This window comes from Asticcacaulis sp. P2_C5 (assembly GCF_056404555.1).
On sequence record NZ_JBFUDU010000013.1, the window covers coordinates 27,352 to 50,554 of the forward strand.

The 23,203-nt window shown below is 57.9% G+C and carries 26 protein-coding genes and 1 riboswitch; of the genes, 13 read left to right on the forward strand and 13 right to left on the reverse strand.

What is annotated here, in order from left to right:
* Positions 1-168 precede the first annotated feature (168 nt).
* The 5 genes from AC1DXO_RS20665 to AC1DXO_RS20685 all read left to right on the forward strand — a co-directional run bounded on the left by AC1DXO_RS20665 (position 169) and on the right by AC1DXO_RS20685 (position 2,393).
* Positions 169-522 carry a hypothetical protein gene (locus AC1DXO_RS20665; RefSeq protein ID WP_476980080.1) on the forward strand — a complete coding sequence of 118 codons (354 nt, stop codon included), beginning with the start codon at positions 169-171 and terminating at the stop codon, positions 520-522.
* Between the two features lie 6 nt (positions 523-528).
* Entirely contained in the window at positions 529-957 is a 429-nt protein-coding gene (locus AC1DXO_RS20670) for a hypothetical protein (RefSeq protein ID WP_476980081.1), read from the forward strand.
* Between the two features lie 2 nt (positions 958-959).
* The gene (locus tag AC1DXO_RS20675; protein ID WP_476980082.1) at positions 960-1,598 is read left to right on the forward strand and encodes an HAD hydrolase-like protein; all 639 of its coding nucleotides are present in this window, start codon (positions 960-962) and stop codon (positions 1,596-1,598) included.
* A 79-nt stretch (positions 1,599-1,677) separates the two neighbouring features.
* A riboswitch (SAM-I-IV-variant riboswitch) is annotated at positions 1,678-1,786 on the forward strand.
* A 41-nt stretch (positions 1,787-1,827) separates the two neighbouring features.
* Positions 1,828-2,142: a hypothetical protein gene (locus AC1DXO_RS20680; protein ID WP_476980083.1), complete on the forward strand. Its 315-nt coding sequence runs from the start codon at positions 1,828-1,830 to the stop codon at positions 2,140-2,142.
* Positions 2,143-2,168: 26 nt separating this feature from the next.
* Positions 2,169-2,393, forward strand: coding sequence for a hypothetical protein (locus AC1DXO_RS20685; RefSeq protein WP_476980084.1), 225 nt, complete (start codon positions 2,169-2,171; stop codon positions 2,391-2,393).
* Here the strand turns inward: AC1DXO_RS20685 and AC1DXO_RS20690 are convergent, their stop codons facing one another.
* Positions 2,394-2,855, reverse strand: coding sequence for a response regulator (locus AC1DXO_RS20690; RefSeq protein WP_476980085.1), 462 nt, complete (start codon positions 2,853-2,855; stop codon positions 2,394-2,396).
* 208 nt (positions 2,856-3,063) lie between these two features.
* On the opposite strand from AC1DXO_RS20690, the gene AC1DXO_RS20695 reads away from it, so the two are divergent.
* Positions 3,064-3,798 (forward strand): Crp/Fnr family transcriptional regulator, encoded by a 735-nt coding sequence (locus AC1DXO_RS20695; RefSeq protein ID WP_476980086.1) that lies wholly within the window; start codon positions 3,064-3,066, stop codon positions 3,796-3,798.
* 46 nt (positions 3,799-3,844) lie between these two features.
* On the opposite strand, the gene ku is transcribed toward AC1DXO_RS20695, so the two are convergent.
* A complete protein-coding gene (ku, locus tag AC1DXO_RS20700; protein WP_476980087.1) occupies positions 3,845-4,693 on the reverse strand; it encodes a non-homologous end joining protein Ku in 849 nt (282 codons plus the stop codon).
* Positions 4,694-4,866: 173 nt separating this feature from the next.
* Here ku and AC1DXO_RS20705 point away from each other — a divergent pair, with 173 nt between their 5' ends.
* Both AC1DXO_RS20705 and ligD read left to right on the forward strand, forming a co-directional pair.
* Entirely contained in the window at positions 4,867-5,679 is an 813-nt protein-coding gene (locus AC1DXO_RS20705) for a class I SAM-dependent methyltransferase (protein ID WP_476980088.1), read from the forward strand.
* Between the two features lie 103 nt (positions 5,680-5,782).
* Positions 5,783-8,431 carry a DNA ligase D gene (ligD, locus tag AC1DXO_RS20710; protein WP_476980089.1) on the forward strand — a complete coding sequence of 883 codons (2,649 nt, stop codon included), beginning with the start codon at positions 5,783-5,785 and terminating at the stop codon, positions 8,429-8,431.
* Between the two features lie 13 nt (positions 8,432-8,444).
* Here ligD and AC1DXO_RS20715 read toward each other — a convergent pair whose 3' ends face one another.
* The gene (locus AC1DXO_RS20715; RefSeq protein ID WP_476980090.1) at positions 8,445-9,182 is read right to left on the reverse strand and encodes a hypothetical protein; all 738 of its coding nucleotides are present in this window, start codon (positions 9,180-9,182) and stop codon (positions 8,445-8,447) included.
* A 245-nt stretch (positions 9,183-9,427) separates the two neighbouring features.
* Between AC1DXO_RS20715 and AC1DXO_RS20720 the strand changes: the two genes are divergently transcribed.
* Entirely contained in the window at positions 9,428-11,488 is a 2,061-nt protein-coding gene (locus tag AC1DXO_RS20720) for a TonB-dependent receptor plug domain-containing protein (RefSeq protein WP_476980091.1), read from the forward strand.
* Between the two features lie 16 nt (positions 11,489-11,504).
* Here the strand turns inward: AC1DXO_RS20720 and AC1DXO_RS20725 are convergent, their stop codons facing one another.
* The 6 genes from AC1DXO_RS20725 to AC1DXO_RS20750 form a co-directional block, all read right to left on the reverse strand.
* Positions 11,505-12,071, reverse strand: a complete 567-nt coding sequence (locus AC1DXO_RS20725; RefSeq protein WP_476980092.1) for a hypothetical protein — start codon at positions 12,069-12,071, stop codon at positions 11,505-11,507.
* Positions 12,068-12,463, reverse strand: a complete 396-nt coding sequence (locus AC1DXO_RS20730; RefSeq protein ID WP_476980093.1) for a VOC family protein — start codon at positions 12,461-12,463, stop codon at positions 12,068-12,070. Before AC1DXO_RS20730 ends, AC1DXO_RS20725 begins: the two co-directional genes overlap by 4 nt.
* The gene (locus tag AC1DXO_RS20735; RefSeq protein WP_476980094.1) at positions 12,429-12,773 is read right to left on the reverse strand and encodes a winged helix-turn-helix domain-containing protein; all 345 of its coding nucleotides are present in this window, start codon (positions 12,771-12,773) and stop codon (positions 12,429-12,431) included. Before AC1DXO_RS20735 ends, AC1DXO_RS20730 begins: the two co-directional genes overlap by 35 nt.
* Positions 12,774-13,239: 466 nt before the next feature.
* Positions 13,240-13,707: an HD domain-containing protein gene (locus AC1DXO_RS20740; protein ID WP_476980095.1), complete on the reverse strand. Its 468-nt coding sequence runs from the start codon at positions 13,705-13,707 to the stop codon at positions 13,240-13,242.
* 98 nt (positions 13,708-13,805) lie between these two features.
* On the reverse strand, positions 13,806-15,857 hold the full coding sequence (locus AC1DXO_RS20745) for an alkaline phosphatase D family protein (RefSeq protein WP_476980096.1): 2,052 nt from the start codon (positions 15,855-15,857) through the stop codon (positions 13,806-13,808).
* 193 nt (positions 15,858-16,050) lie between these two features.
* Positions 16,051-16,428: a hypothetical protein gene (locus tag AC1DXO_RS20750; protein WP_476980097.1), complete on the reverse strand. Its 378-nt coding sequence runs from the start codon at positions 16,426-16,428 to the stop codon at positions 16,051-16,053.
* Between the two features lie 56 nt (positions 16,429-16,484).
* Here AC1DXO_RS20750 and AC1DXO_RS20755 point away from each other — a divergent pair, with 56 nt between their 5' ends.
* Together AC1DXO_RS20755 and AC1DXO_RS20760 are read left to right on the forward strand one after the other, a co-directional pair.
* On the forward strand, positions 16,485-16,958 hold the full coding sequence (locus tag AC1DXO_RS20755; RefSeq protein WP_476980098.1) for a MarR family winged helix-turn-helix transcriptional regulator: 474 nt from the start codon (positions 16,485-16,487) through the stop codon (positions 16,956-16,958).
* 271 nt (positions 16,959-17,229) lie between these two features.
* Positions 17,230-17,745: a hypothetical protein gene (locus AC1DXO_RS20760; protein WP_476980099.1), complete on the forward strand. Its 516-nt coding sequence runs from the start codon at positions 17,230-17,232 to the stop codon at positions 17,743-17,745.
* Between the two features lie 108 nt (positions 17,746-17,853).
* On the opposite strand, the gene AC1DXO_RS20765 is transcribed toward AC1DXO_RS20760, so the two are convergent.
* From AC1DXO_RS20765 to AC1DXO_RS20775, 3 genes are all read right to left on the reverse strand, one after another.
* Positions 17,854-18,468: a hypothetical protein gene (locus AC1DXO_RS20765; RefSeq protein ID WP_476980100.1), complete on the reverse strand. Its 615-nt coding sequence runs from the start codon at positions 18,466-18,468 to the stop codon at positions 17,854-17,856.
* Complete coding sequence (locus AC1DXO_RS20770) at positions 18,461-19,288, reverse strand: hypothetical protein (RefSeq protein ID WP_476980101.1); 828 nt, start codon at positions 19,286-19,288, stop codon at positions 18,461-18,463. Before AC1DXO_RS20770 ends, AC1DXO_RS20765 begins: the two co-directional genes overlap by 8 nt.
* Before the next feature lie 478 nt (positions 19,289-19,766).
* Positions 19,767-20,561, reverse strand: coding sequence for a DUF5984 family protein (locus AC1DXO_RS20775; protein ID WP_476980102.1), 795 nt, complete (start codon positions 20,559-20,561; stop codon positions 19,767-19,769).
* 353 nt (positions 20,562-20,914) lie between these two features.
* Here AC1DXO_RS20775 and AC1DXO_RS20780 point away from each other — a divergent pair, with 353 nt between their 5' ends.
* Positions 20,915-21,325, forward strand: a complete 411-nt coding sequence (locus AC1DXO_RS20780) for a hypothetical protein (RefSeq protein WP_476980103.1) — start codon at positions 20,915-20,917, stop codon at positions 21,323-21,325.
* Positions 21,322-22,716, forward strand: coding sequence for a relaxase/mobilization nuclease domain-containing protein (locus tag AC1DXO_RS20785; RefSeq protein ID WP_476980104.1), 1,395 nt, complete (start codon positions 21,322-21,324; stop codon positions 22,714-22,716). The genes AC1DXO_RS20780 and AC1DXO_RS20785 overlap by 4 nt, the downstream gene beginning before the upstream one ends.
* Before the next feature lie 49 nt (positions 22,717-22,765).
* Here the strand turns inward: AC1DXO_RS20785 and AC1DXO_RS20790 are convergent, their stop codons facing one another.
* Positions 22,766-23,068, reverse strand: a complete 303-nt coding sequence (locus tag AC1DXO_RS20790; protein WP_476980105.1) for a hypothetical protein — start codon at positions 23,066-23,068, stop codon at positions 22,766-22,768.
* Between the last annotated feature and the right edge of the window lie 135 nt (positions 23,069-23,203).

Genomic DNA, 23,203 nt, shown 5'->3' on the forward strand with positions numbered 1-23,203 from the left:
CCGGACTTTTTGTGCTGATTGCGATCGCCATGGCGCTCGGTTTCGCGGCACTCCTGTCCTCTACGGCCGGAGCCATACAGCTGATTCAAACCCTGTTAGGCTAATTCCGGTCACCGTCCCCGGATTGGCGCGTAAGCGGGCCCGTGGGGGCCAGGATAGGATTGAAACATGCAAAGATCTGAGATGGTGCGCCAAGGCGCACAGCAACTGTTTGCGACCGAAAGAGCCTTTGACACCGCGCTTATCGAACTGGCCACCCTGTCGAGCAGCCTGGTGCGCATGCGTATGGACGGAAACCTGTCGGCGGTCGTCGGGCAGAATGTGATTGACGGCATCGCTAAATCGTATGCTTCTCTGTCGGAGGCGAGGAGCGCGATTGTGACGGTTCACAAGGACCTGGACGCGGTGAAAACCCAAATGGGCTGCCGGACGGTGGCTTTTGGCACCGAAGACGACAAGCTGGTAACACCGCCATCGGGTCGTCATGTTCATGTTGTCGTGGCCTCGGAGAATGCGGCATAGGCATTTATGGATAAAGAACTGATAGCGTTAGTGTGGGCGAAGGGCGGAGACATTGCCGCCGTCATTGTTTGCATGTGGGCTTTTCTGCGTGGCGGTCCCGTCGAGAGATACGGGGCCGCCATTATTTCTGTTGCCTGGACACTGAGCTTTTTTCTGACTTCACACGCCGGCAATGGGCCCGGAGTCGCCGTTATCACGATCGACATCGTGGCGCTGTTTCTGTTTGCCGTTTTGGCCATCTGGTCGCGGCGCATGTGGACTTTTTTTGCGACGGGCGCCATTTTGAACGCCGTGGTCGCGCACCTAGTCCGCGCGCTGACGAAATTTGCCGTCTTTGGCTATGTGACGACCACAGGATTCTGGACCGGCTGGATCGTGCTCATCTGCCTCGCCTTCGGTATACTCGGTTATCGCCGCAGTCTCGGGCCCAAATAGAGATGCGTTCCCCCTACCGGCTGGTCATTTTCGATTTCGACGGCACGCTCGCTGACAGCGGCGATTGGATGGTTGGCGTGCTCAATGAGATCGCGGCCAAGCATCGCTTCCGCCGGGTGAACGACGACGATATCGACCATCTGCGTGGGCTGGATACGCGTGGCGTTATGAAAAGCCTCGGGGTCCAGCACTGGCGTCTGCCGTTCATCGCCGCGGATATGCGACGACGCAGCGTCAGCGTGGCGGAAAAGATTTTACTGTTCGACGGGATCGAGCCGCTGCTTGGGCGGCTGCATGGCGCAGGCGTGCGGATTGCTGTCGTCAGCTCGAACAGCGAGGCGACGATACGAACGGTGCTGGGGACATCGGCCAGCCTGGTTTCCGACTATGCCTGCGGTGTGTCGCTGTTCGGCAAGGCCGGCAGGTTCAAGGCGATGCTGAAGCGCGCCGGCGTGTCGCCCGCGGACGCGCTCTGTGTCGGCGACGAGGAACGCGACATTCACGCGGCGCAGAAAGCCGGCGTAACAGCGGCGGCCGTGGGCTGGGGCTATGCCAAGACATCTGTCCTGAAGGCCGCCGGTCCGACCCATTTGTTCGACACGGTGGCAGCCCTTGAGGCGGAGTTGCTACGTGGGGCATGACCAGCCGCGCGCACAGCGCCCAGGGCGGGAACGGCTCGTTCTTGACCCATTGAATCCTGTCGCGAGATAAGCTAATACGCGCCTGCATCCAGAGTTGGGCCCGACCCGACGCCAACCTGCCTTCCCAGGCAAGGTGGCATCCTTGCAAAAGGTGATGCGGCCGATTGTCGGCAACGAAGTGGGACGACGGATTTCCCTTTTCGCGACCTCTGAGCCCTGGGCTTGAGCTATGAACGCGTTTGTACGGCACGTGCCGGCCGAAGATGATTTTGTCCGCGACCTGTCGGGCGAATTGATCCACATTTTACATGTCTCTGCGATGGCGGGAAGCGATACCGCAATGGTCATGTCGTGCCTGAGTGCGTCCGGTGCAGGGCTGGGCCAGGTACGGACGTCGCGCTGCGGCGAGCGCATGACTCACCGGCTGCGTGTCACGCATCTCGATCCGTCAGCGGCACGCCATCTCGCCGGTCGGTTGGCTGCGCTGCCGGGCGTCTGTGAGGCCAGGGTCGAGCACCTGATCGCGCGTCACGGTTTTCATTAAGCGGGTAGTCGTGCTATCCCAGCGGTATGAGCTATTTCGTCTCGCATATGGCATCGGTCCAGCGCGCCCGCGTGCACAAAGGCACCTGCAAGCTGTGCCGCGAAGGGCAGGGGGAACTCAAGCCGACCGGACCCGCGGGCGATGTCGGTTGGTCGCGTGCCTTCCCCAACCTGCTCGAAGCGCGGGCCTATATGATGAAGACCTTCGCCAAATACAAAAGCCTGGGCCTGTGCCCGACCTGCAAGCCGTGATCAGGCGGGCCCGGGGGCATTGTTGCTGAGATCGGGGCGCTTTTCGTCGCCAAGGATGTCTTTGCCGCGTTTTTGTTGTGCGACATCGGCCAGGATAGCTTCCAGTTTGGCCGGATCGAACGGTTTCAACAGAAAATAGGAACAGCCGACCTCCAGCGCCCTGTCCCTGTGCTGCTGCTGGCCATAGCCCGTATGGGCAATAAACACCGTGCCGCGCAGGGCCGGTATCGCCTTCATCTCGGTGCAAAGCTCGAACCCGTCCAGCCCCGGCAATCCGATATCGAGCAGTACGACATCGGGTACCCTTAGCTTGGCGGCGGCGATGGCGACGTCAGCGCGCCCGGCCAGGTCATAGGTGTTGCCGGAGGTTTCGACGACCCAACCCGTCGTCTGGGCGGCGGCAAAATTGTCGTCGACAATCAGTATATGCAGGCCATCGGATCGACTCTTCCCGTCGGCCATGCCGCATCCTTTTCATTCAAATTGCGCGTTGTTATCGCGTATCTGTGCCCATGCACATTGAGGCTTTACATGGATTTCAGCACATAAGTCGGATGCCTGGTGCCACGCGGGGAACTGCCTTGTGTATCCGGGTAACATTCATTGCGATCAGCGTCTGTGCACTTGTGCACACTTGCCATTGTCTTGGCCACCTTATTGGGAACGCGTGATGACCTCTCCGACGAAAGAGCAGATGCTGAGCAATGGGCTTCTGTCGGTTCTGGCGGAAGAGGATCGCCAGCGGCTGCAACCGCATATGATGGCGCTTGAGATGAGAGCGCATACGACTCTCATCCACGCCGGTGACGACGTGGTCGAAACATGGTTTCCCTGCGGAGGCGCCCTGGCGGCCTTCTGTATCGAAGGTACCCAGGGAACGGCCGTCGACGTCGGTTTCGTCGGACGCGAGGGCGCCATCGGCGGCGTTGTTTCAAACGGACATGTGCCGTCCTACAGCACATCACTGGTCCGGGTCGAAGGTCTGTTCCTGCGTTTGAAAACCTCCGCGCTTGAGCAGGCGAAGCTTGATTCACCGTCGCTGCACCACTGGTTGGCACGCTATTCGGATTGCCTGGTGGCCCAGCTTTTCCAGACCTCCGCCTGCAATGCGATTCATACCATACAGCAACGTACCGCCAAGCTGATCCTGGCCGGCCTGGCCAGGACGGGCGAGACGGAGTTCCGTATGACCCAGGAACAGCTGGCGGATATGCTGGGTGTCGGCCGGTCGTTCGTCAGCCGTGTCCTGGGCGGATTGCGCGACAGGGGCATTATCGACATCAAGCGAGGCTATTTGATCATCAAGGACTTGCGCGCTCTCAAAGGCCTGTCGTGCAACTGTACGCGCCATATCGAAGATCATTTCAACAAGGTTCTGCACGGTATTTACCCACTTCCGGCTTAGCCATGGATCCGGCTAGGCCGTTACGGACTGCACCACGGCCGCCGGTTCAGCCAGCCTTGCGACGTGGTGTTTTGGCCTTATCGATCTTTGGCTTGTCCTCCTTGGCTTCCGTGTCGTTGGCGGCGGCCGGTTCCCTGAGACTGGCCCGAAGCGCGTCCATCAGGTTGACGACCTTGGCCATGGGTCTTTCCTGCGGCACGACGGGCTCGCGATTTTCGATGCGCGAGTCGACCAGTTCTTTCAGCGCATCGGTATAACGGTCGTGGAAGTCTTCCGGCACAAAAGCGCCAATCTTGCGTTTGATCAACTGGGTGGCCAGGTCCTTCTCGTCGGCATCGACTGTGGTCTCCTTGATATCGCCGAAGACATAGCCGCTTTTCTTGATCTCATCGGAATAGTGCAGTGTTTCCAGCAATAGACCGGGCCCGCATGGCTTGACGGCGCATAGACGCTCGCTGCCCGAAATGACGATCTGGCCCAGGCCCATGACCCGGGCGTCGCGCATGGCATCGCGGATGACGCTGAAGGTGGCGAGGTCGCCCTTGCCGGACGGCGCCAGGTAATAGGGCGTGTCGAAATAGACGGCGTCGACGGCATCGTAGGGAACAAAACGGACCAGCTCCATCGCCTTGCTGGAGGGGATTTTCAGGTCCTTGATCTCATCCGGATCGAACAGGACATATTCCCCCTTGGCGACTTCGTAGCCCTTGACGATCTCGTCGCGTTCGACTTCCACGTCGCCGGCGACCAGCTTTTGCCGGACTCTTTCGCCGGTCGGTTTGTAGATCTGGTGGAAGGCGATCTTGCCTTTCGAGTCGATCGCCGTGAACATGTCGACCGAAAGCGAGACGAGCGACACGCGTATGGTGCCGCTCCAATAGGGACGTACTGCCATGACAAGCCTCGTATTTTGCGAGGTGAAAACCAGTCTCAGGGCTAATACAGGCGACGTAAGTTTTCAGTTCGATTCAAATTACACCGAAACGCCAAGCCGCCGCGTTGGTTCTGTCAGACAGCACGGTGATATGCTAATCTGGCCAGCGAGCAAACTTAAGGCGGATAGTAGCCATGTTGGAAACGGACAAGGTATTTGCCGGCTCGATTCCGGAAAACTACGACCAATATATGGTGCCGTTGATTTTCCAGCCGTTCGCCGCGGACCTTGCGCAACGCGCGGCGCAACTGTCGCCGCGCGCCGTCCTGGAAACCGCTGCGGGCACCGGCGTTGTCACCCGGGCACTGGCGCCGAAGCTCCCTCATGGCACCATCTATATCGTCACCGATCTTAACCAGCCGATGCTCGATCATGCGGCGTCGCGGCAAGCACCTGGCAATGGCATCACGTGGCGCCAGGCGGATGCCCTGGCGCTACCGTTTGAAAATGCCGCCTTCGATCTCGTCTGTTGTCAATTTGGCGCGATGTTCTTTCCGGATCGCCCGGCGGCCTACCGTGAAGCGCGACGCGTGCTCAAGCCCGGGGGGCATTTTTTGTTCAGCGTATGGGATCGGATCGAGGACAACGTCTTTGCCAATGACGTGACCCAGGCCCTGGCAAAGAGATTTCCCGTCGATCCGCCGCGCTTTCTCGCCCGCACGCCGCACGGCTACCACGATACGGCATTGATCCGCCGCGAGCTCGAAAGCGCGGGCTTTTCACAGGTGGTGATCGAGACGGTCGCCAAGGAAAGCCGCGCATCGTCGCCACACATCCCGGCCGCCGCCTATTGTCAGGGAACGGTGCTTCGCAACGAAATCGAGGCCCTGGACTCATGCGCGTTGGCGGCTGCAACGGACTATGTCGCATCAGTAATTGCCGACAGGCATGGCGACGGCGAGATTGCCGCCAGGATCCAGGCTCATGTCATTATGGCGGTGGCCTAAACGCGTTCCATCGGCGGATAAGCCACCTTCGCACTGAAAACTTACGTCGCTTTCGTTAGGCCTGTTCCTCAATTTTCACCTCGCAAAATCGAGGCAATAGAGCATGGACGACCGCAGCGACAGCCTTAGTCGATACCGCGAAAAGCGCGATTTCACCAAGACCCAGGAGCCGGGCGGCACTCTGGCCCCGACTGGCGGCAACCGCTTTCTGATTCAAAAACATGCGGCCACACGACTGCATTATGATTTCCGTCTCGAGCTCGACGGGGTGCTGAAATCATGGGCGGTCACGCGCGGCCCCAGCCTCAATCCCGCCGACAAACGCCTGGCGGTCGAGGTCGAAGACCACCCCGTCGCCTACGGCAATTTTGAAGGCACGATCCCCAGGGGCGAATACGGCGGCGGCACCGTCATGCTGTGGGACGAAGGCACGTGGGAACCGATCGGCGATCCGCATGAAGGCCTCGAAAAAGGCGACCTGAAATTCATTCTGCACGGTGAACGCCTGACAGGGTCGTGGGTGCTGGCGCGGATGAAGCCGCGTCCCCAGGACCACGGCCGCAACAACTGGCTATTGATCAAGCACCGCGAAGGCGACGACTTTGACGGCGACGGCGAAGCCTGGCTGAACGACAACGCCACCAGCATTGTCAGCGGCCGGACCATGGAGCAAATCGCCGGCGATCCCGACAAGGTCTGGAAATCGGGCAGGGCGCGAAAAGCCGGCTCGGCCGACGTCGATACCAAACATTCGGGCGAGGCGAAAACGGCCGACCCAGTTGCCGACAAGCTGAAACGTGCAAGCAAGAAATATCCGCCACTGAAGTTCCGCACGCCGGAACTGGCGACGTTGGCCGACTCTGTTCCCGAAGGCGACGAATGGGTGCATGAGGTCAAGTTCGACGGCTATCGCACCCTGGCCCTGATTGAAAACGGCAATGTCAAACTGCTGACGCGCTCTGGTCTGGACTGGACGCCCAAATACCAGGCCATCGCAGATCGTCTCAAAAAACTAGATGTCGACCAGGCGATGCTCGACGGTGAGATTGTCGCGCTCAATGAGGCCGGTGCATCCAATTTTTCGCGGCTGAAAGACGAACTCGGCGCCGAGCGCAGCGACAACCTGCAATACTATGTATTCGACCTGCTGCACCTCAATGGCAAGGACCTGACCAAACTGCCCCTGCTGGACCGCAAAGCCCAGTTGAAAGCCTTGCTGGACGGGCAGGACTTTGAAAATTTTGTCAATTTCAGCGAGCACTTTGCCGGCGATGCCGAGTTCCTGCCGCGCGTATGCAGCCTGGACATGGAAGGCATCATCTCGAAGCGCGTCGATTCCGTTTACAGCGGTAAACGCAGCAAGACCTGGCTGAAGGTCAAGTGCCATAAGCGCCAGGAATTCGTCATTGTCGGCTTCACAGAGTCCGATCATGCGGGCAGGGGGTTTCGCTCGCTGCTGCTGGGCTACTACGAAGACGGGGCCCTGCAATATGCCGGCAAGGTCGGCACCGGATTTAACGGCGACACGCTCTTTTACATTCGCAAAAAGCTCGACGGCTTGAAGGTCGTGCCAAAGCCTTTCAAGAATCTGCCGCCCGATGTCGGTCCGGGCATCTGGGTCGAACCCAAGCTGGTTTGCGAAGTCGAGTTCACCGAATGGACGCCCGAAAATCGCCTGCGCCACCCGGCATTCCAGGGACTGCGCGACGACAAAAAGGCCAAGGAGATAATGCGCGACCGCGAAATGCCGACAGAAAAGGCGGTCGATGAAGCTGAGGCCGAAGTCGCCAAGACTCCCGCGGTCACTCGGCCCACAACCGCAACCACTGCCAAAGCCAAGACGGACGGCAGGATCGATGTCGGCGGTATATCCATATCGCACCCGGACCGCGTCGTGTATCCGGCGACCGGTGAAACCAAGATCGACCTCGTCGACTATTATCACGGCGTCGCCGAGCGCATTCTGCCCCATATCGTCGAGCGCCCGCTATCGGTTCTGCGCGTACCCGACAACATCGATGGCCATCAGTTCTTCCAGCGTCATAAGCCTGAACAGGGGCAGATGGACGACGTCTACACGCTTGATGTTCCCGTCAAGGATCGCACCGAAGATTATCTGATGATCAAGGACGAACGCGGGCTTCTGTCCCTGGTGCAGTGGGGCGGTATTGAACTGCATCCCTGGGGATGCCGCGCCGACGATCCGCGCCTGCCCGACCGGATGATCTTCGATCTTGACCCCGATCCGCAAGCGCCGTGGGAGAATGTCATCGAGGGCGCGTCGGAAATCCGCGAGCGCCTGCGCGAACTGGGGCTGGAAAGCTTCCTGAAAACGACCGGCGGCAAGGGCCTGCACGTGGTCGTGCCGATCAAGCGCCAGTTCGGCTGGCCGGCCATCAAGGGCTTCACCAAGGCCATCGCTGAATCCATGGCGCATGACGACCCGTCGCGCTTTATCGCCACCATGAGCAAGGCGGCGCGCAAGGGACGAATCTTTGTCGATTATCTGCGCAACGACCTGACTTCGACCGCCGTATCGGCCTTTGTCGTGCGCGCCCGTCCCGGAGCAGGGGTGTCGACACCGCTGTCGTGGAGCGAGTTGAAGCCGAACCTCAAGCCCGGCGACTATAATATTCACACCGTGCCGGATCGTTTGAAACGCCAAAAGACAGACCCATGGGCCGACTACTTTAAGGTCGACCAGGGCATCCGGTCGGAATTTTTGAAAGCCCTGAAGATCGAAGCCCGATAGCGGTCACTGAAATCTAAAAGCGCCACCAGGTCAGGGTCGCATGCGCCACAAAGCCTTCCTGGTCGATGTCCGACAACCGTGTCAGGTACCAGATCCCGGCTTCGGAGGTGACGCAGGCATAGAATACCGATTGGGTGACGTTTTCCGTGCCGGGGTCGAAGATCGCGAAATAGATGCCGGAACTGGTCGTGCCTTCGCGCGGACATTCATTGGGCAGCGGAAAGCGTTTGGCAAAAGGCGAGGCACGGACATTGTTCTCCAGGTCGAAACCGGGCTGGTTGCGATTGTGGAACAGTTCGGCGAAGATGATGTCGATCTTGCCGCTCTTGCTAACGATCGGCGTGAACCCGACCTTCGATCGCGGAAAGGGCAGGTCCAGGTCGACCGTATCGCCGATGGTCAGCCGCCGTGTCCCGACGGGCTCACCCAGTTCCGAGGTACCGTTCGGCCGCCGGCAGGTGAAACCCGCACCCTGGACCGTGCAAACCCGCTCCCCCGGCGGCGGATCGCTTTCCAGCCGTCCGGCCTCGCCGTAGGTGCAGACAAGGCTCAGATTGGCGCCCGATCCTGTGACGGCGGCGCTCGTAAAGCCCGACGTATCGGGCACCGCGGTCCAGCCGGCGGGCGGTTCGACAATCTTGCCCGTCCGGTTGCCGGTTGGACAACTGACGGTGCCGGCACGGGCAGTGCCGCCATTCAGGTAGGTCGTACCGATCAGAACAACCAGAACCAGGGCCAGTAACGATTTCATGACAGGGCTCCCTCGCGAATGCGATGAACCTAGCGCCGACGGGCGCGCCGACATATCCCGCAAATGCGGGAAGCGGGGAGCAAGGCTTAGCATCTTGCCGACCGCATCCGTAGGCGTACATTCTGACGCTTATTCTGCGAGCGTGCGGGCGAAATATAACGTGCGCGCATGAAATTGTAATGGATATCCTGTATCCGTCATCGGTACATGAGTACTGTCATCACTCCCACCCCAGAAGTGTACCCTTGCGCCTGAGACCCTCCCTTTTCCCTTCGTTACATGTCTGTCTGGCTTTCGCCGCGTCGACTGCCGTCCTTCTGGGAACGGCCGGTGGAACGCGGGCGCAAGACGCGCCGGTGGCGAATGCCGCTTCGTCGAACAAGGTTACGGTCTATAAGCCCGACTATTTCGCGCAGTTCCAGGTTTCGACGGCCATGGACATGGTGTCTCATGTACCGGGCTTCGGGTTTAACAGTGGCGACAACCTGCGCGGTTTCGCCGGAACCGCGGGCAATGTGCTGATCGACGGCCAGCGTCCCGCCACCAAGGGAGACCTGGGCGAGATACTCGGTGCTATTCCCGCATCACAGGTCGATCATATCGAACTGATCATTGGTGGCGCGCCGGGTATCGACATGCAGGGCTACAGCCAGATCGTCAATGTGGTGCGTAAGGCCGGCGGCAAGCCCAGCCTGACCCTCGAGTCCAGCCTGAAGATGTTCAACCGCAGGGGCCAAAAGCCGGACCTGTCATTGTCCTTCAGCTCGAACGGGAAGGGCCGTCAGACCGATCTCTCTTACAGCATCAATGAATTCAACGATAATGAGGTGAATGACGAGCACAGACTGACCTGGACGCCGGACGCGGCCCACGACGCGGCGCCGCGGTCGATGAATATTTTCCAGGTCGGCGGCGGCATCACCAGCAATTTCAAGGCAAGCCATTCGCGACCCTTATGGGCTGGCAAGCTGTCGCTCAGCGGCGCCTATAATCCGACCGATTATGACTATGACGCCAGCTTTGTCGCGGACACGACGGCGACCGAGCGATCGACGTCGCGCGAAATTGCCAGCGAACTCGGGCTGCAATACGAAAGGCCGCTCAAACCCGGCCTGTCGCTGGATTTCAACGGTCTGAGGCGCCACGACCGCGTGCGCCAGGACGACAGATATTACGATGGCGGCGTGTCGCATTTTCAGTCCCTGGCCTTGTCCGATGAGCATATTTTGAGCGGCAAGCTGACCTGGCAGAAGAGCGACAAGCTGACCTTCAAACTGGGTGGCGAACATGCTCTCAACAGTCTGGAAAACCAGTCGAGCTATACGCAGAACGATACCAGCCAGCAGGTGCCGTTCGACAAGGTGCGCGTCGAGGAAGACCGGACGGAGTATTTTACCTCGGCAAACTGGCAGGTCAGGCCAAGGCTCGATATCGATGCGAGCCTGAAGGTCGAGTCATCGACCATTTCGGTCAAGCAGGCCCATCGCTCGCAATCCTTCGTCTTTACCAAGCCCAAAATCCAGGTGGTTTGGACGCCGACGGAAGCGATCAAGATAAGCTGGCGTACGGAATTCTTTGTCGCGCAGTTGGATTTCAACGACTTTGCCTCGGCCGTGTCCTTGCAAACCGCGGTCGTAAAGGCCGGCAATCCCGGCATTGTGCCGATGACGGCCTGGCAAAACCAGATTACCTTCGATTACACATTCTGGGAAAAGGGCGCCTTGCAGCTGTCATACGAACACGCGGATATTCAGAATGTGCTCGACTATGCCCCGATATCGACCTCAGACGGCATTTTCGATGCGCGCGGCAATATCGGCGATGGCACGCGCGACAGCCTCTATACCAGCCTGACCTTGCCGCTGGACCGTCTTCATATTCCGGGCGGCGAGTTCAGGTTCAATACTGCGCGCAACCTGACGCGTGCGATCGATCCGGTCACCCTGGCAGGCCGGACCATAAGCGGGCGCCAGCCCTATCTCTACGATTTCGGCTTCAACCAGACCCTTGCCAAACGGCATTTGAGTTGGGGGGTATCGCTTTCCAGCGTCAATGACAGCTGGCAGTATCACGCAACAGAGCTGTATCACCGTCATTCGGCGCCTGCGGTCACCGTATTTGCCGACTACAAGGCGCCCCACAAGGTGACTTACAGCGTCATCCTGCAAAATCCGCAAAAGCGCCACGAGGAATATGATCGCTATAGCTGGACCGGTTTGCGCGGTGTGAGTCCCCTGGCGCTGCAACAACATACCGAGGGCGACAGCCCGGCCTGGTTCATTCTGCGCGTCCGCAAGGAGATGTAGGCGACGTCTCGCCGGGTCAGGCGCCGCGCCACGCACCTTCATATTTCTTGCGGTATTTGGCATCCGCCTCGATCGCGATGAGATCGGTCGCTTCGGCCTTTACCCTCTCGTCGCCCGTCGCATCAAAAAGGCATCGCAGGGCGCAGAGTATGTCGTAACGTATCAAGGTCGAATTCTTCTCGTCCGTGGTCGCTTCAAAACGTTTGGCCAGCCGGTCTACCACGGCATCTCTGACCTGCTGTTCTCCTAACCCAACCTTCCACAATGACTTCAACACATGGCGGGCCGTCACGAAGCGCTTGTCGTGGGTGACCGCCACCAGCCTGTCCATATCGGCCATAACGACGTCGGGCGCGACGCTTTTTGCCAGGTTGCACAGGGTTTGCCCGGCGATCGAGCGAACGTGGTTGTCGTCGTGTTCGAGCAGTGGGAGAAGATCGTTCCAGACAAGGCTCGCCCACCCGACCTTTGGCTCCGTCGCTTGCAGCAATTGCGCATAGGCGGCCTCTCGGCGCGTGGGGTCGCCGCTCGCCAAGGCGTCTATCGCCTGCACGACCGCCTGGGGAAGCGCGTCCCCGTTCATGTCGTGCCATTCAATTGCGCGATCTGGATCAGGTTGCCGCAGGTGTCGTCGAACACGGCCGTTGTTGTCGGTCCCATCGCGACGGGGGGCTGTGTAAACCTGACCCCGAGGTTGGTCAGACGCTCATATTCCTGATGCACATCGTCAACGGCAAAGGATGTGCAGGGTATCCCGTCCGCAACGAGTGCCGCTTTGAAAGGCTTTGCCGCCGGATGTTCATCGGGCTCCAACAACAGCTGGACTCCGTCGGGATCGCCTGGCGAAACCAGCGTCAACCAGCGATGTGCGCCCATCGGCACGTCCATTTTCGGTTCGAAGCCGAGTGTCTCGCTATAGAATTTGAGCGCCTTGTACTGATTATCGACCAACACGCTCGTCAACACTATTTTCATCTGCGTTTTCTCCGTCCTTGTTTTGTCGCTCGGCATATCCGCTCAACCATAGCTTCCACGCGGACCGGATCGGATCGGTCTCCAGGAAATGATGTTTGCTCCGCCACTTCCAATCGACGCGCACCAACCCTGCCTCCTCCAGCATTGACAAATGCTTGGATAGCGCCTGCCGCGACAGGCTGGCGCCATGCCATGTCGTCATGCGCACATGCAATTCGAAGAGCGTTTGTCCGTCGCGCTCCATCAACTCATCGAGAAGGTGTCGGCGCGTTGAATCTGAAAGCGCTTTGAACAGCATGTCGAGGTCCATGGAGACCCTATACCCAATATCAGTGCGTCATGCAATGAAAAGGTTACATGATGAATGGTGGCGCTTCTGGCAGACCGAGGTTGTCAGTCGGCGTCGAAAAGGACGTCCGAGACTTGCGGCGCTGTGGCGTAAATATTCGTAACTCCCAAGCTGGGTGGCGCGCAGAATATCGGTAGATAGCTTATTTCCCCCTCTACCCACTTGAGGGGAGAGGGAGGCGCAAAGCGCGGGGTGAGGGGTCAATTCTACCATCAGAGGATGCGATAGCCTCGGCACATTGGGAATTCGATGCTGATATTTCAGGAGGCGTCATGACCTATCAAGCCATCAAGTCGCGTGAAGAACCGCGGCGTTCCACCGGACGCCTTTCTGGGCGAACTGATCGCCCTGGGGTAAGGCAGCGCGGGACATAATCTTCGCACAAAATTCCAGTTACGATATGGAATAAGAGGCCGGCGGATAAGCGTCAGGGGGCAACCGTATCCACTTTGAGATAGGGACGCAGCCGGTCGAGCACGCGGCTATATTTCTCTTCGAACCACGCTTTTTGCTCCGGATCGCGCAGGCCTGCCGCCTTCGACAGGTTGTCGGAGGAATCGGCGTATTTTACATGGCGCGCGATCGGATTGGCCGCGATAGAATCGAGATAGATGCCAAAATAGTCCTGCCCGTCCACCCGCGTCATGCAAGCGACTGCTGTCGCGACCTCGTCGCCGAACCGGCTGTGCACCTCATCCAGCGTCACGTCAGTGTCTTCGACGATATCATGCAGCAGCGCTGTAATCTCAAACTGCGGCCCCAGATGGCGGACCCGCGCCGCGACCGTCAGGACGTGGTGTATATAGGGCGCCCCTTGCTTGTCGGTTTGCGACCGGTGCTTTTGCGCCGCCAGCGCCACCGCGTCCGCTATGTCTTCGCCGTTCAATTCACGCATCGTATCTCCTTATGCCGTCAGCCTACGCTCGCTGCAACAAAGCACAAGCGCCTGCCGTCTGCATCATTGAGAACGTCCCCAACTGAACCGAAACAGCGTCAAACCGACAGCGGTGCATCCCCTTCGAGCATACGCTGCTCCAGTTTCGGCGGCGTGCCGGGCCTCCACAGGTCGGCGCGGTGCGACACCCGGTAACGCAGCGGGCCGCCGTCGGGCGTGGTTGCGCGGGTGATCGGACGGACGATGCAGACGAATTCGGTTTCGATCGCCTCGGGGCTGGCGCTGACAACCGTATAGCCGTGCCCGGCCATGTCGACAAATGCCACGTGAGGTGCGACGTCGGGATTGGTCAACGCCCGCGCCTTGGCGATGTCGCCGCTCGCCGCATATTCGAGCGCCGCGCGCACCCCGCGCTTGAGCGTCAGGTTGATCGTCGCTTCCGGCGCCATACCCTCGGCCTTGCGCACGAAGAGCGGGAGCAGGGGGAATTCTTTGTAATATTCGGCGGATTCGGCCATGCCCGGCGCGGAAACTGAACCGGTGATGAAACTGAGCCCCACGGGATCGAAGCCGGCGGGCGGCAGTTTTGGCGCGGCATAACCCGCCCAGAAGCTGTGGCGGTCGCCCGATACGGTGACGAAGCCCGACACCTTGTTGTCGCGAACCAGGTCGTAGATCTCGGCGCGCTCGGTGAAGGCGAAGCTGAAATCGACGCCAGGAAAGGTGCCGAAATCCTTGCCGGGCCATTTGGCTTCGATCAACGCTTCGGGCAGGTTCTGCGGGTCGGTGCGCACCTCGAGCGGACCATTGGTCGCGCCCCAGATCTTCCAGGTGGCGGTCGACTGGGTAAGGCGCTCTTTCAGCCACGCTTTCTGCTCGCGACCGAGCATGGTGTAGGCCGGCTCGTCCTTGCGGAAGTTCGGCGCCGACTTGTCGCCGATGGTGATGGTTTCGGGCGGGTGGCCATCGGCATAGTCGCGGCCTGCGTCTATGATCTCGAAGAGTTCCTGCGGTATGACGGGGAAGGGCCAGTCGAACACGTCCGTCTCGGGGCGCGCACCGGGATTTTCCATGGTGTAGCTGTGGAAGTCGGTGACCATCAGTTCGACATTCTTGCCGTAGCGCAGGGCACGATAGGTGGTCATGCTGTCGATCGCGATGCGATTATTGGGCTCGGTACCGAAACCATGGTCGTCGAAAGTCTCGATCGGCGCCGCGACAACGGCGGGCGGGTCGAACTGATCGAGCGACGTGCCCGAGGCCTTGCGGGCGCGCGAGGGGACATATTCCCACCATGCCTGGTTGGCGGCGACCCGCAGGGGCTGGGCGGGTTCGGCCTTGCCGCCGTATTTGATGAAGCTCTGCCAGCCCTGCCAGGAGAATTCGTGATTGTCGCCGATGCAGACGAACGGAAAGTGCGCACGCGCGTCCTGGATGTCGGGGTCGTTGATATGCGCCTGATAGACGTGGCGGTAGCCGGCGAGCGTGGTTGGCACGTAGAAATTGCCGACCTTGCGCGCATCGGGAATATGGCCGAGATCGTAGACAGTGCGAGAATAGCGGTGCGACACTTCCTCGGGATATTCGACGACTTCGTAGATAAAATCGCCGAGGTGGAGCACAAAGCCGAGCTTGCGGTCGGCCGGCGCGCGCTCGTCCTCCCAGATCATCCGGCGATAGGCGTTCTGCGCCCCTTCGTTGACGCTGTTGCACGAAACGAAAGCGAAGCGGACCGGAGTCGGGTCGGATGTGCGAGGGGCGGTGAGGGTGCGGCCGATGCGGCTGCCGGCGCCGCTGTCGTCAGTGAAGCGGTACCAGTGCACGGTTGCCGGCTTGAGGCCGCCGACGAGGGCGCGGCACGTCCAGTCGGCCGCCGCGAGCACGGGAACACGGGCGGTCGCGACGACGTGGCGGAAATCGGGATCAAGCGCCACTTCGACGGTCAGTTCGTGACGATCAGCCTGGTCGAACGGCCGCCGGGTCCACAGGATGATGCTATGATCGTCGGGATCGCCCGAAGCGACGCCTTGCGGATAGAGCGCGCGATCCTCGCGCCACGCGACGCGCGACGCTGCGGCCGCAGTACGCCCCGCCCAGATACCGCTGACGCCGAGCACAGCCGCGCTCGCCAGGAATTTCCGTCGATCCATCTCACGTCTCCGCATGTCCGCGACGGCCTTTTATCGACGCGGATTTCAAATCAAATTGGGTCGAGTGTGAGGCTCTGGGAAACTATAATCACATGACATCAATTGCCAAATTAACTTATGTACAGGTTGGCGCCTCGCGCGCGTGTTAGCCCGTCGCTAAAAATCCGTCGGCTGAATTTGACTGTGGAACGGCCTAGCCCATGCCCTTCCTAGCTGCCCGAGCCTGAAACCAGTGCGCCAACCATCGCCCCAGGCCGGGGGCTACATTGACCACGACATGTGTCACCCGGCTGCCATCGCCATCTGCCTCCACGGCCGTGACGCCGCGATACCACCATCCGCCCTGAATGGCGACGACGCGCAAGCCGCCGGCGATATGAAAGCCGTTGCGGTTCGGTCCCGGCGCCATGATCCAATGCGCCATCTCGACCGCCTTCGCCTTTTCGTCGGGTGTCAGATACCCCATCGCGGCGATCACCTCAGCCCATACAGCCTCTGGTGGTGCAGCCTGCGTCCGGACAGTGACCGCCTCGACCCATCCATCGGCCGTAAACGGCAAATCGCTTTTCATTCTGGTCATTTCTGGATATGCTTTGATAAGAAAATAATCTTGATACATCAAAATATATGACTGATCAAACTAACTTGTCAAGCCGCGCCGACCTTCTTGACGCGGTCGCAGCGGCCGGCCGCGTCAGCAGCACGGCGGCGGTCCTGTTCCATGCAGCCTTGTCGGAGCGTCTTGGCCTGGGGCCGGCGGACAGCAAGGCCTACGACCTGCTGCTGCGCAACGGCGCCATGACCGCCGGCCAGATTGCCGAACACGTCGGCCTGACCAGCGGTTCGGTCACCAGCCTGATCGACCGCCTGGAAAAGCGCGGCTTCGTCCGCCGCGAACACGACACGGCCGACCGCCGAAGGGTAATTATCCACGCCGACCCGGCCCGCATGGCCGAGGCAGCGCCGCTGATGGCCGGTTTTCTGGACGATATGAATGCCCTGATGGCCGCCTATAGCGACGACGAGTTGCGGCTGCTGCTCGACTTCATGAGGCGCGCCGCAGCGCTGTCGCAGAATGCCCTGGCGGGTTTGAAGGCGTAGAAGCGAATTAACTTCGCGGAAAGGATCCTGTCCTCGGAATCTCGCTGACTCCAGCTGACTCCAGCTGACGCCGAGCACGGCCGCGCCGGCCAGGAATTTCTGTCGATCCATCTGGAGGTTCCCCGCTTGTTTGCGCCGATCTTTATCGACGTCGATCTCAAGTCAGGTTATCCAGCCGGCGAGGAGAGCGTTTGTTATTTTCTCTTCTAATACGTGGAGCACTTTGCGACATATGTTTACGCGCTAGAAAGTACGTAGAACGGGGATGGAAATGACTTCAAATAATCCTGCGCGTCGCTCTTATAGCATAGACGAGCGCCGCGAACGCGCGTCAAGGCGAGTAGCGACGCATATACGCGAACTCTGGGAGGAAACGGGTGGTTCGGACACTAGACTTCTGGATGGCCTATTTTATCCCGATGCGATCGCGACGGTTGGACGCTCGGTCGCCTACCAAGGCAAAGGGCATCGCGAACACGTCATTCCACGACTTGTAATTATTAGAGCGTGTATCGCGATGTTGGAGCGAAACGAGCCAGATGAAATTATTGCCAAATTCATACGCGATCACACCAAGATCGTGCTCATCACCCAAGCGCAACAGCAGCATCTCGACGGGAGCAAATATGCCGACAGAGGATTAGGTCTTAGGCAAAGAATGCCGGAGGGCTGGAAGATTGGGGACGACATTTTTGCGCGCCTGTCAGCCGCCGGCGTAGAATGGATTCCTCATGCCGACGAAGGAGAATTGTCTATGCCTGATGTTGTCGTTTCTTCCGACGACTAAGAAAATTTGAGCTTGCTCTAAATCACCGCTACCCGATACGCGCATGAGCCTCGCTCAGGCCAGGCACCTACTCGGGCGCTCATCGTAGCGTCAGTCCGTTGACCGGACTTATGCTTCTGACCGGGTGAATTCAATAAGCGTCAAAATAGCTTCTATTAGCTCGAAGGTATAAATGACGACATTCCACTCCTGCTTTCCACGCCGACCGCGCAGTTCGATTGTGCTGTCCATGAACCAAGTCCGAGGTTCGTCGTCGTTGTCGTCGTAAACAGGTCGGAAGTCCGCTGCATGAATTATCTTGTTGCAAGATTCCCGCAGACTAAGGTCAATCTGCCCTCCGTCATGCACAGCTCCAAACGGTCCTTCCGCATCGATAGTATTTCGATGCGCGACGTATGCACCGTCATCGTCGCCGTCTTGCATCTGGTCGTCAAAGGTTCTTACCAAGACGGCAAGGCGCAATAACGCGCGAGAAAGCATCGGTTCCGCCCGCGCATGGTGAAGACGCGCCACGCGATCCAGAGCGGCCTCTTCGCCGTCGCCATCGGCTTGAAATTGGCTGGAGACCCCGTGACTGGCGTATATAATGTGAGCAAATTCCAGACATAGAGCCTCGATCTCGGATTTTTCGACTACATGCGGCTTGTCGTTTTTGTGCCAGTACGGATTGTCCATTGCAGCGATTTCCATTTGCTCCAAAGCCGCCTTGTCTCTCTTATCCACCTCGAGTCTCCGTAATGAAATCGTTCCGCAACCGTTCAAGCGTATCCCACAATCCCATTTGACCGACGCACCAGATGGCTAAGCCCTTTGGGCTGTGTATGACGTCCGTCTCGCATTTCTCGACTAGATCGAGCGCTTCCGCTGTGGAAAGTTTCCAGCCTTTGAAAAAATGTATGTAGAGGTAGGTCGCGGGAAATTTTTCTCTGATAATTGAGAGGGTGTTGCTCTCAATTTCATTTGATCGACACCCGGCCTGCTTGACGATCCAACCTTCGGAACATCCATTTACAAGTTCGGCGAAGACAGCCTCAACAAACTCCGGCGGCGCCTGATATGCGATGACCTTGGCGGCCTGTGCATCACCAGTTTCCCGCCAAACGTCCATTATCGCTTCAGGAGAGAATAGAAAATCGTCCTTAGCGATGGCTTTCAACCACCTTGCAAGTGCGCTTTTTGTCCCTCTTACGCGCCACATCGAAAGCACCTCATTTCGAGTCGGAGGCGAAAGCATGTGGTATATGTGGTTCAGCAAAGCGTCGGCGCGGACTCGATCAACAGTGTATTCAGTCCGAGCAATCAGTTGTTGCGCCAGGCCGTCAAGCGACAGGTAATTTTCACCGTCGCCGCCAATTCTGGCAAGGCGACGATTAATAGCGCGCCGAATCTCCAAGTCGCCATGAAGGTAGATAAGCGCCGCTTGGCAGGCTGCTCCAATTGTAAGGCAGCCGACGTAAGCGTGAAGCAGGCTACGTGGAACATCTTCGAAGAGAAAACCATAAGCTGCGCGGCACTGATTGATGCGATCAAGTTTATCACTCAATGTCGGCTTCATACCAGTCATTAATGGACATTATCACAACCGAAACATTTGAACATCGCCAAGAGGTAGGGGAGGCTCATGCGAGCCTCCCGGTTTCTTCGGTGTTGTCTTCTGGTATCTGGCGCATCACGACGCGGCAGATGAACGGGACCGGGATCGTGAAGCCCTTGCGGCCTTTATGCGGCTAGGCGGCAGCGATGGGCGTCCAGATGGCGTCGTCGCCTTCGCCGGTGACTTGATAGAGTCTGTGCGTGGGCTTGTTGGTTTTGGATAATTTTGCGGTCATGGTCTTTTCTCCTTTTCCGCCGCGAACCATTCGCGACTTGATGAAGGGCGTGACAGCAGTTTCGGTGACAGGATATCAATTGCAGAATAGGATGCGTAATTTTGGCCAAGCCATTCGGAATAATAGCGTAAATGACATCCTGTCCGCGAAATTACTGGAATTATTGAATACTTTCATGAATGAGGAAAGCTTTTAATCGATACCGAAATTGTTTACCGAAAGTATTTTTAAAGCCGCCTCAAGCTCTTGGCCTGAGCGCGGTTTGGCCAAAGCGTTACCAAGCCATTGCTTACGATCTTCCTGTTCTTCTGAAAGGTGTTTCAAATCAATATATACTGAATTAATTCCTTTGTTCTCTAATATTGTCGCAATGCGCTCTTCCATTGCGTTCATTAATCGCTCATGAAACGAATGAACTTCCTGCAAGAAGATAGCAGCAGGCATGCGACATATACCTTGTTGTGCGCTCCAAACCGGAATGCCTTCTACTACGCAAGCCTTGTTGTCCCACTTAATACATACTTCATCATTTGCCATCCACATCCTTATATATGCGCCATGGCTTAAGTACGCACTATCTAAATGTCTTTGGTCTATCCAAGCGGTAGCGTTCCAAAATGCATCTTCATTCTTAAGGCAAGAAGCAAGCTTATCTTTCCATTTTTCAGTATCGCTATCGTTTTTTTCTAAAATGGCGATTAATTCATTGGGGAGAGGTTCCAAAATATAAGGCAGCATATCTAGGATATCTTCCCAAAGGCGAACTACCTGATAATCGACCCATGTAGGTTTAGGTAAGAAGTTTAATTCGGGATATTGGTGTTTCCAATGCCCTATTATTTCATTTGTATAATTGAGCAGATATTGATCGCCCATCTTTAAGCGATAAAAACCATCGGTTAAGCCAAACCAACTAAGTGAAAGATTGGATGGTGTTCCCCAGGGGGGTATTGCTTCAATTGGACGTAACTCAAATTCAAATAACATAAAAATCCTTAGAACCGCTCATCCTATTGTGACGGGTCGGATTTGCATGGCGAGGCTCGAAATAGGTGCCGATCAACCAGCGAAATTTAGAACTAGCGCCCGTTCAGGCTCCCTACACGGAGTTGAACCATATCGGCTATAACCAATTCCGAAGTGGTGCCCCCACGCGGATAAACCTAGAACAAATATTCAACACACTCAAGGACTGGACGGAAATCCTAAAGGATACGTCCCTAGCGGAAAAGCCTGAAAGGTCAGCGTCACCACCGCTAGAGCCGCCAGAGCCTTAATCACCTAATCCCCCATATTATCGCCAATCGAGGCGCATTGTTCCTGCCAACCAGGCAAGGACAATGCGCCTTTTTTCATTTTTATGGAACCTCATGACCGAACAGAAACCAAAGCGCCCCGGCCCGTTAGGGTTTCGGCCAACGCGCAAGGTTTCCGCCCGGATCAAACGTGACGCAACCCGACTGAATATGTCAGTCGGTGCCTACATTAATTACCGCCTCAGCCAACCTGCCGCCCCGGCGAAGTCGGGCCAAACACAGGACGAGGTGCTTGTCCTGTTGGCTAAGGTGCTTGCCGCCATCGGCGCGTCTCGCCTGCCGCAGAATATCAACCAACTGGCAAAGGCAGCAAACCAAGGCTGCTTGCAATGCCTCCCTGAGACAGACGCATTCCTACAGGAGGCGTGCCGAGAAATTACCGACATCAGCAAAGCTATAAGGGCGATCATCGACCGCAAAGGCGGTGAAATTTGATCATCAAGGGGAAGGCCCGTGGCGATGCCGTTGCTCTTGGCCGGTATCTATTGACCTCAAGGAATGAGCATGTCGAGGTTTTATCGGTTGATGGCTTCCTAGCCAACGATGTCATGGGCGCGATGCGAGAAACCGAAGCCATCGCCAAGGCGGGCGTCAAATCCAAACAATATTTGTTCTCGCTGTCCCTCAGTCCCCCACCACATGAAACCGTCGGCGTCGAGGTATACGAAAATGCCATCACACGTATAAAAGATAGCGTAGGTCTCTCTGGTGCGCCACACGTTGCCCTGTTCCATGAGAACGGCGGCCGCAGGCACATGCACCTTGTGGTGTCGAGGATCGACCCCATGTCCCTTACCGTCAAGCCGCTCCCCCATTGGAAAAACAAACTCAACGCCGTTTCCAAAGAACTATTTTTAGAAAACGGTTTTGACCTTCCTGCTGGGTTTATCGACAAGCGCCAGCGCGATCCACGCAATTTCACCTTCGCTGAATTTAAACAGGCACAGCGCGAGGGTTTGGACCGTAGGTATATGAGCATGGCCGCTATGGAGTCATGGGCCATCTCCAAAGACAAAGACGATTTTATTTCCGCCATGGCGGCGCGGGGTTTGTTTGTCGCGAAGGGCGATAGACGCGACAACGTAGCCCTTTCCTATGGCGGCGAAGTCCATGCGCTGTCCCGCTTGCTCGGGCGCAAAGTCAAGGAAGTGCGTGACCGTCTGGGCGATGGTAGCGACCTGCGTAGCATCGAGGAAACCCGTACTCACATTCGCGATACCATAGCGCCCATGCTGCAAGGTCACCTGGACGCGGTGCGGCAGGAAAAAATGCGCGAGATGACGCCGCTTGATGAAAAGCGTCTTGCTATGACGACAGCCCATCGCCTTCAAAGGGACCGTCTTGAGACTGGATTGGCGGCCCGTGAGCGCCAAGAAAATCAGGATCGTGCCGACCGTCTGCAATCGGGCGTCTCCGGTTTGTGGCAAAAGCTCTCCGGCAAAGCGGCGAAGATCATCGAGCAGAACCAAGCCGAGGCATGGGAAGCCTTGAAACGCTCTCGCACCCAGCGTCAGGAACTGATCGAGGCGCAGCGCCAGGACCGCCGGGAACTGGAAAAAGAAATCGTTGCCTGCCGGGAGCGGCACTTCGCACGTCAGGCCGAAATCTTCCGCGAGCTTATGACCGTGCGCGGACAGGAAACGCCGCAGCAGGCTTTCAAGCGTATGGCGGAGCAATCGCGCCCGACCTCTACACCTCCGGCCCTACGGCCTGATAGCGGCGACCGGCAAGCGGCTTTCAAGCAGAAGACGCAAAGCCGCCCTGCACAGGATCGAGGCGGCATGCCGGATACTGGTCGCAGCCCCGGCCATGATCTGGAACGATAAAGGGCGGCCCTTTCGGACCGCCCTGCCTTTATCTTGGTAATGGTGGGTATCAGAAGCGCCGCATCTTCCACAGCATCGCGGCAAAAGCGACAACGCGAGGCGTCACCTTCACGATTGTGACTGTAGCGAAGAACAGCCCCGCGCCAACGACCAGAAACCACATCCATTGCGCCGGATATGCCAACCAATCCCAGTAGTGTTCTATCGTGTACCGTCTCACCCATGACGCACTGGATTCAAAGGCCAACGGTGTCAGGAGGAACGCGACGATCAGGCCGAGCACCGCGCCTAGCGCCGTCAGTGGATTGTCGTACCAATGCTTGTCATTTTCAGATTTTGAATTCGTGGTCATGGGAATTCCTCGGATCAGGTTGACGATATCGCTAGTCTATTCTCGCCCTTGCCATGATCCGGGGGATTCTCGCCGGTAAGCATTTGTTAACCAATAATTAGAGGTATTATTTTACACTGTTTATGGGCGAGAGAG

Coding starts and splice junctions, on each gene's coding strand:
- AC1DXO_RS20665 (WP_476980080.1), top strand. CDS start 169: ATGCAAAGATCTGAGATGGTGCGCCAAGGCGCACAGCAACTGTTTGCG.
- AC1DXO_RS20670 (WP_476980081.1), top strand. CDS start 529: ATGGATAAAGAACTGATAGCGTTAGTGTGGGCGAAGGGCGGAGACATT.
- AC1DXO_RS20675 (WP_476980082.1), top strand. CDS start 960: ATGCGTTCCCCCTACCGGCTGGTCATTTTCGATTTCGACGGCACGCTC.
- AC1DXO_RS20680 (WP_476980083.1), top strand. CDS start 1,828: ATGAACGCGTTTGTACGGCACGTGCCGGCCGAAGATGATTTTGTCCGC.
- AC1DXO_RS20685 (WP_476980084.1), top strand. CDS start 2,169: ATGAGCTATTTCGTCTCGCATATGGCATCGGTCCAGCGCGCCCGCGTG.
- AC1DXO_RS20690 (WP_476980085.1), bottom strand. CDS start 2,855: ATGGCCGACGGGAAGAGTCGATCCGATGGCCTGCATATACTGATTGTC.
- AC1DXO_RS20695 (WP_476980086.1), top strand. CDS start 3,064: ATGACCTCTCCGACGAAAGAGCAGATGCTGAGCAATGGGCTTCTGTCG.
- ku (WP_476980087.1), bottom strand. CDS start 4,693: ATGGCAGTACGTCCCTATTGGAGCGGCACCATACGCGTGTCGCTCGTC.
- AC1DXO_RS20705 (WP_476980088.1), top strand. CDS start 4,867: ATGTTGGAAACGGACAAGGTATTTGCCGGCTCGATTCCGGAAAACTAC.
- ligD (WP_476980089.1), top strand. CDS start 5,783: ATGGACGACCGCAGCGACAGCCTTAGTCGATACCGCGAAAAGCGCGAT.
- AC1DXO_RS20715 (WP_476980090.1), bottom strand. CDS start 9,182: ATGAAATCGTTACTGGCCCTGGTTCTGGTTGTTCTGATCGGTACGACC.
- AC1DXO_RS20725 (WP_476980092.1), bottom strand. CDS start 12,071: ATGAACGGGGACGCGCTTCCCCAGGCGGTCGTGCAGGCGATAGACGCC.
- AC1DXO_RS20730 (WP_476980093.1), bottom strand. CDS start 12,463: ATGAAAATAGTGTTGACGAGCGTGTTGGTCGATAATCAGTACAAGGCG.
- AC1DXO_RS20735 (WP_476980094.1), bottom strand. CDS start 12,773: ATGGACCTCGACATGCTGTTCAAAGCGCTTTCAGATTCAACGCGCCGA.
- AC1DXO_RS20740 (WP_476980095.1), bottom strand. CDS start 13,707: ATGCGTGAATTGAACGGCGAAGACATAGCGGACGCGGTGGCGCTGGCG.
- AC1DXO_RS20745 (WP_476980096.1), bottom strand. CDS start 15,857: ATGGATCGACGGAAATTCCTGGCGAGCGCGGCTGTGCTCGGCGTCAGC.
- AC1DXO_RS20750 (WP_476980097.1), bottom strand. CDS start 16,428: ATGAAAAGCGATTTGCCGTTTACGGCCGATGGATGGGTCGAGGCGGTC.
- AC1DXO_RS20755 (WP_476980098.1), top strand. CDS start 16,485: ATGACTGATCAAACTAACTTGTCAAGCCGCGCCGACCTTCTTGACGCG.
- AC1DXO_RS20760 (WP_476980099.1), top strand. CDS start 17,230: ATGACTTCAAATAATCCTGCGCGTCGCTCTTATAGCATAGACGAGCGC.
- AC1DXO_RS20775 (WP_476980102.1), bottom strand. CDS start 20,561: ATGTTATTTGAATTTGAGTTACGTCCAATTGAAGCAATACCCCCCTGG.
- AC1DXO_RS20780 (WP_476980103.1), top strand. CDS start 20,915: ATGCGCCTTTTTTCATTTTTATGGAACCTCATGACCGAACAGAAACCA.
- AC1DXO_RS20790 (WP_476980105.1), bottom strand. CDS start 23,068: ATGACCACGAATTCAAAATCTGAAAATGACAAGCATTGGTACGACAAT.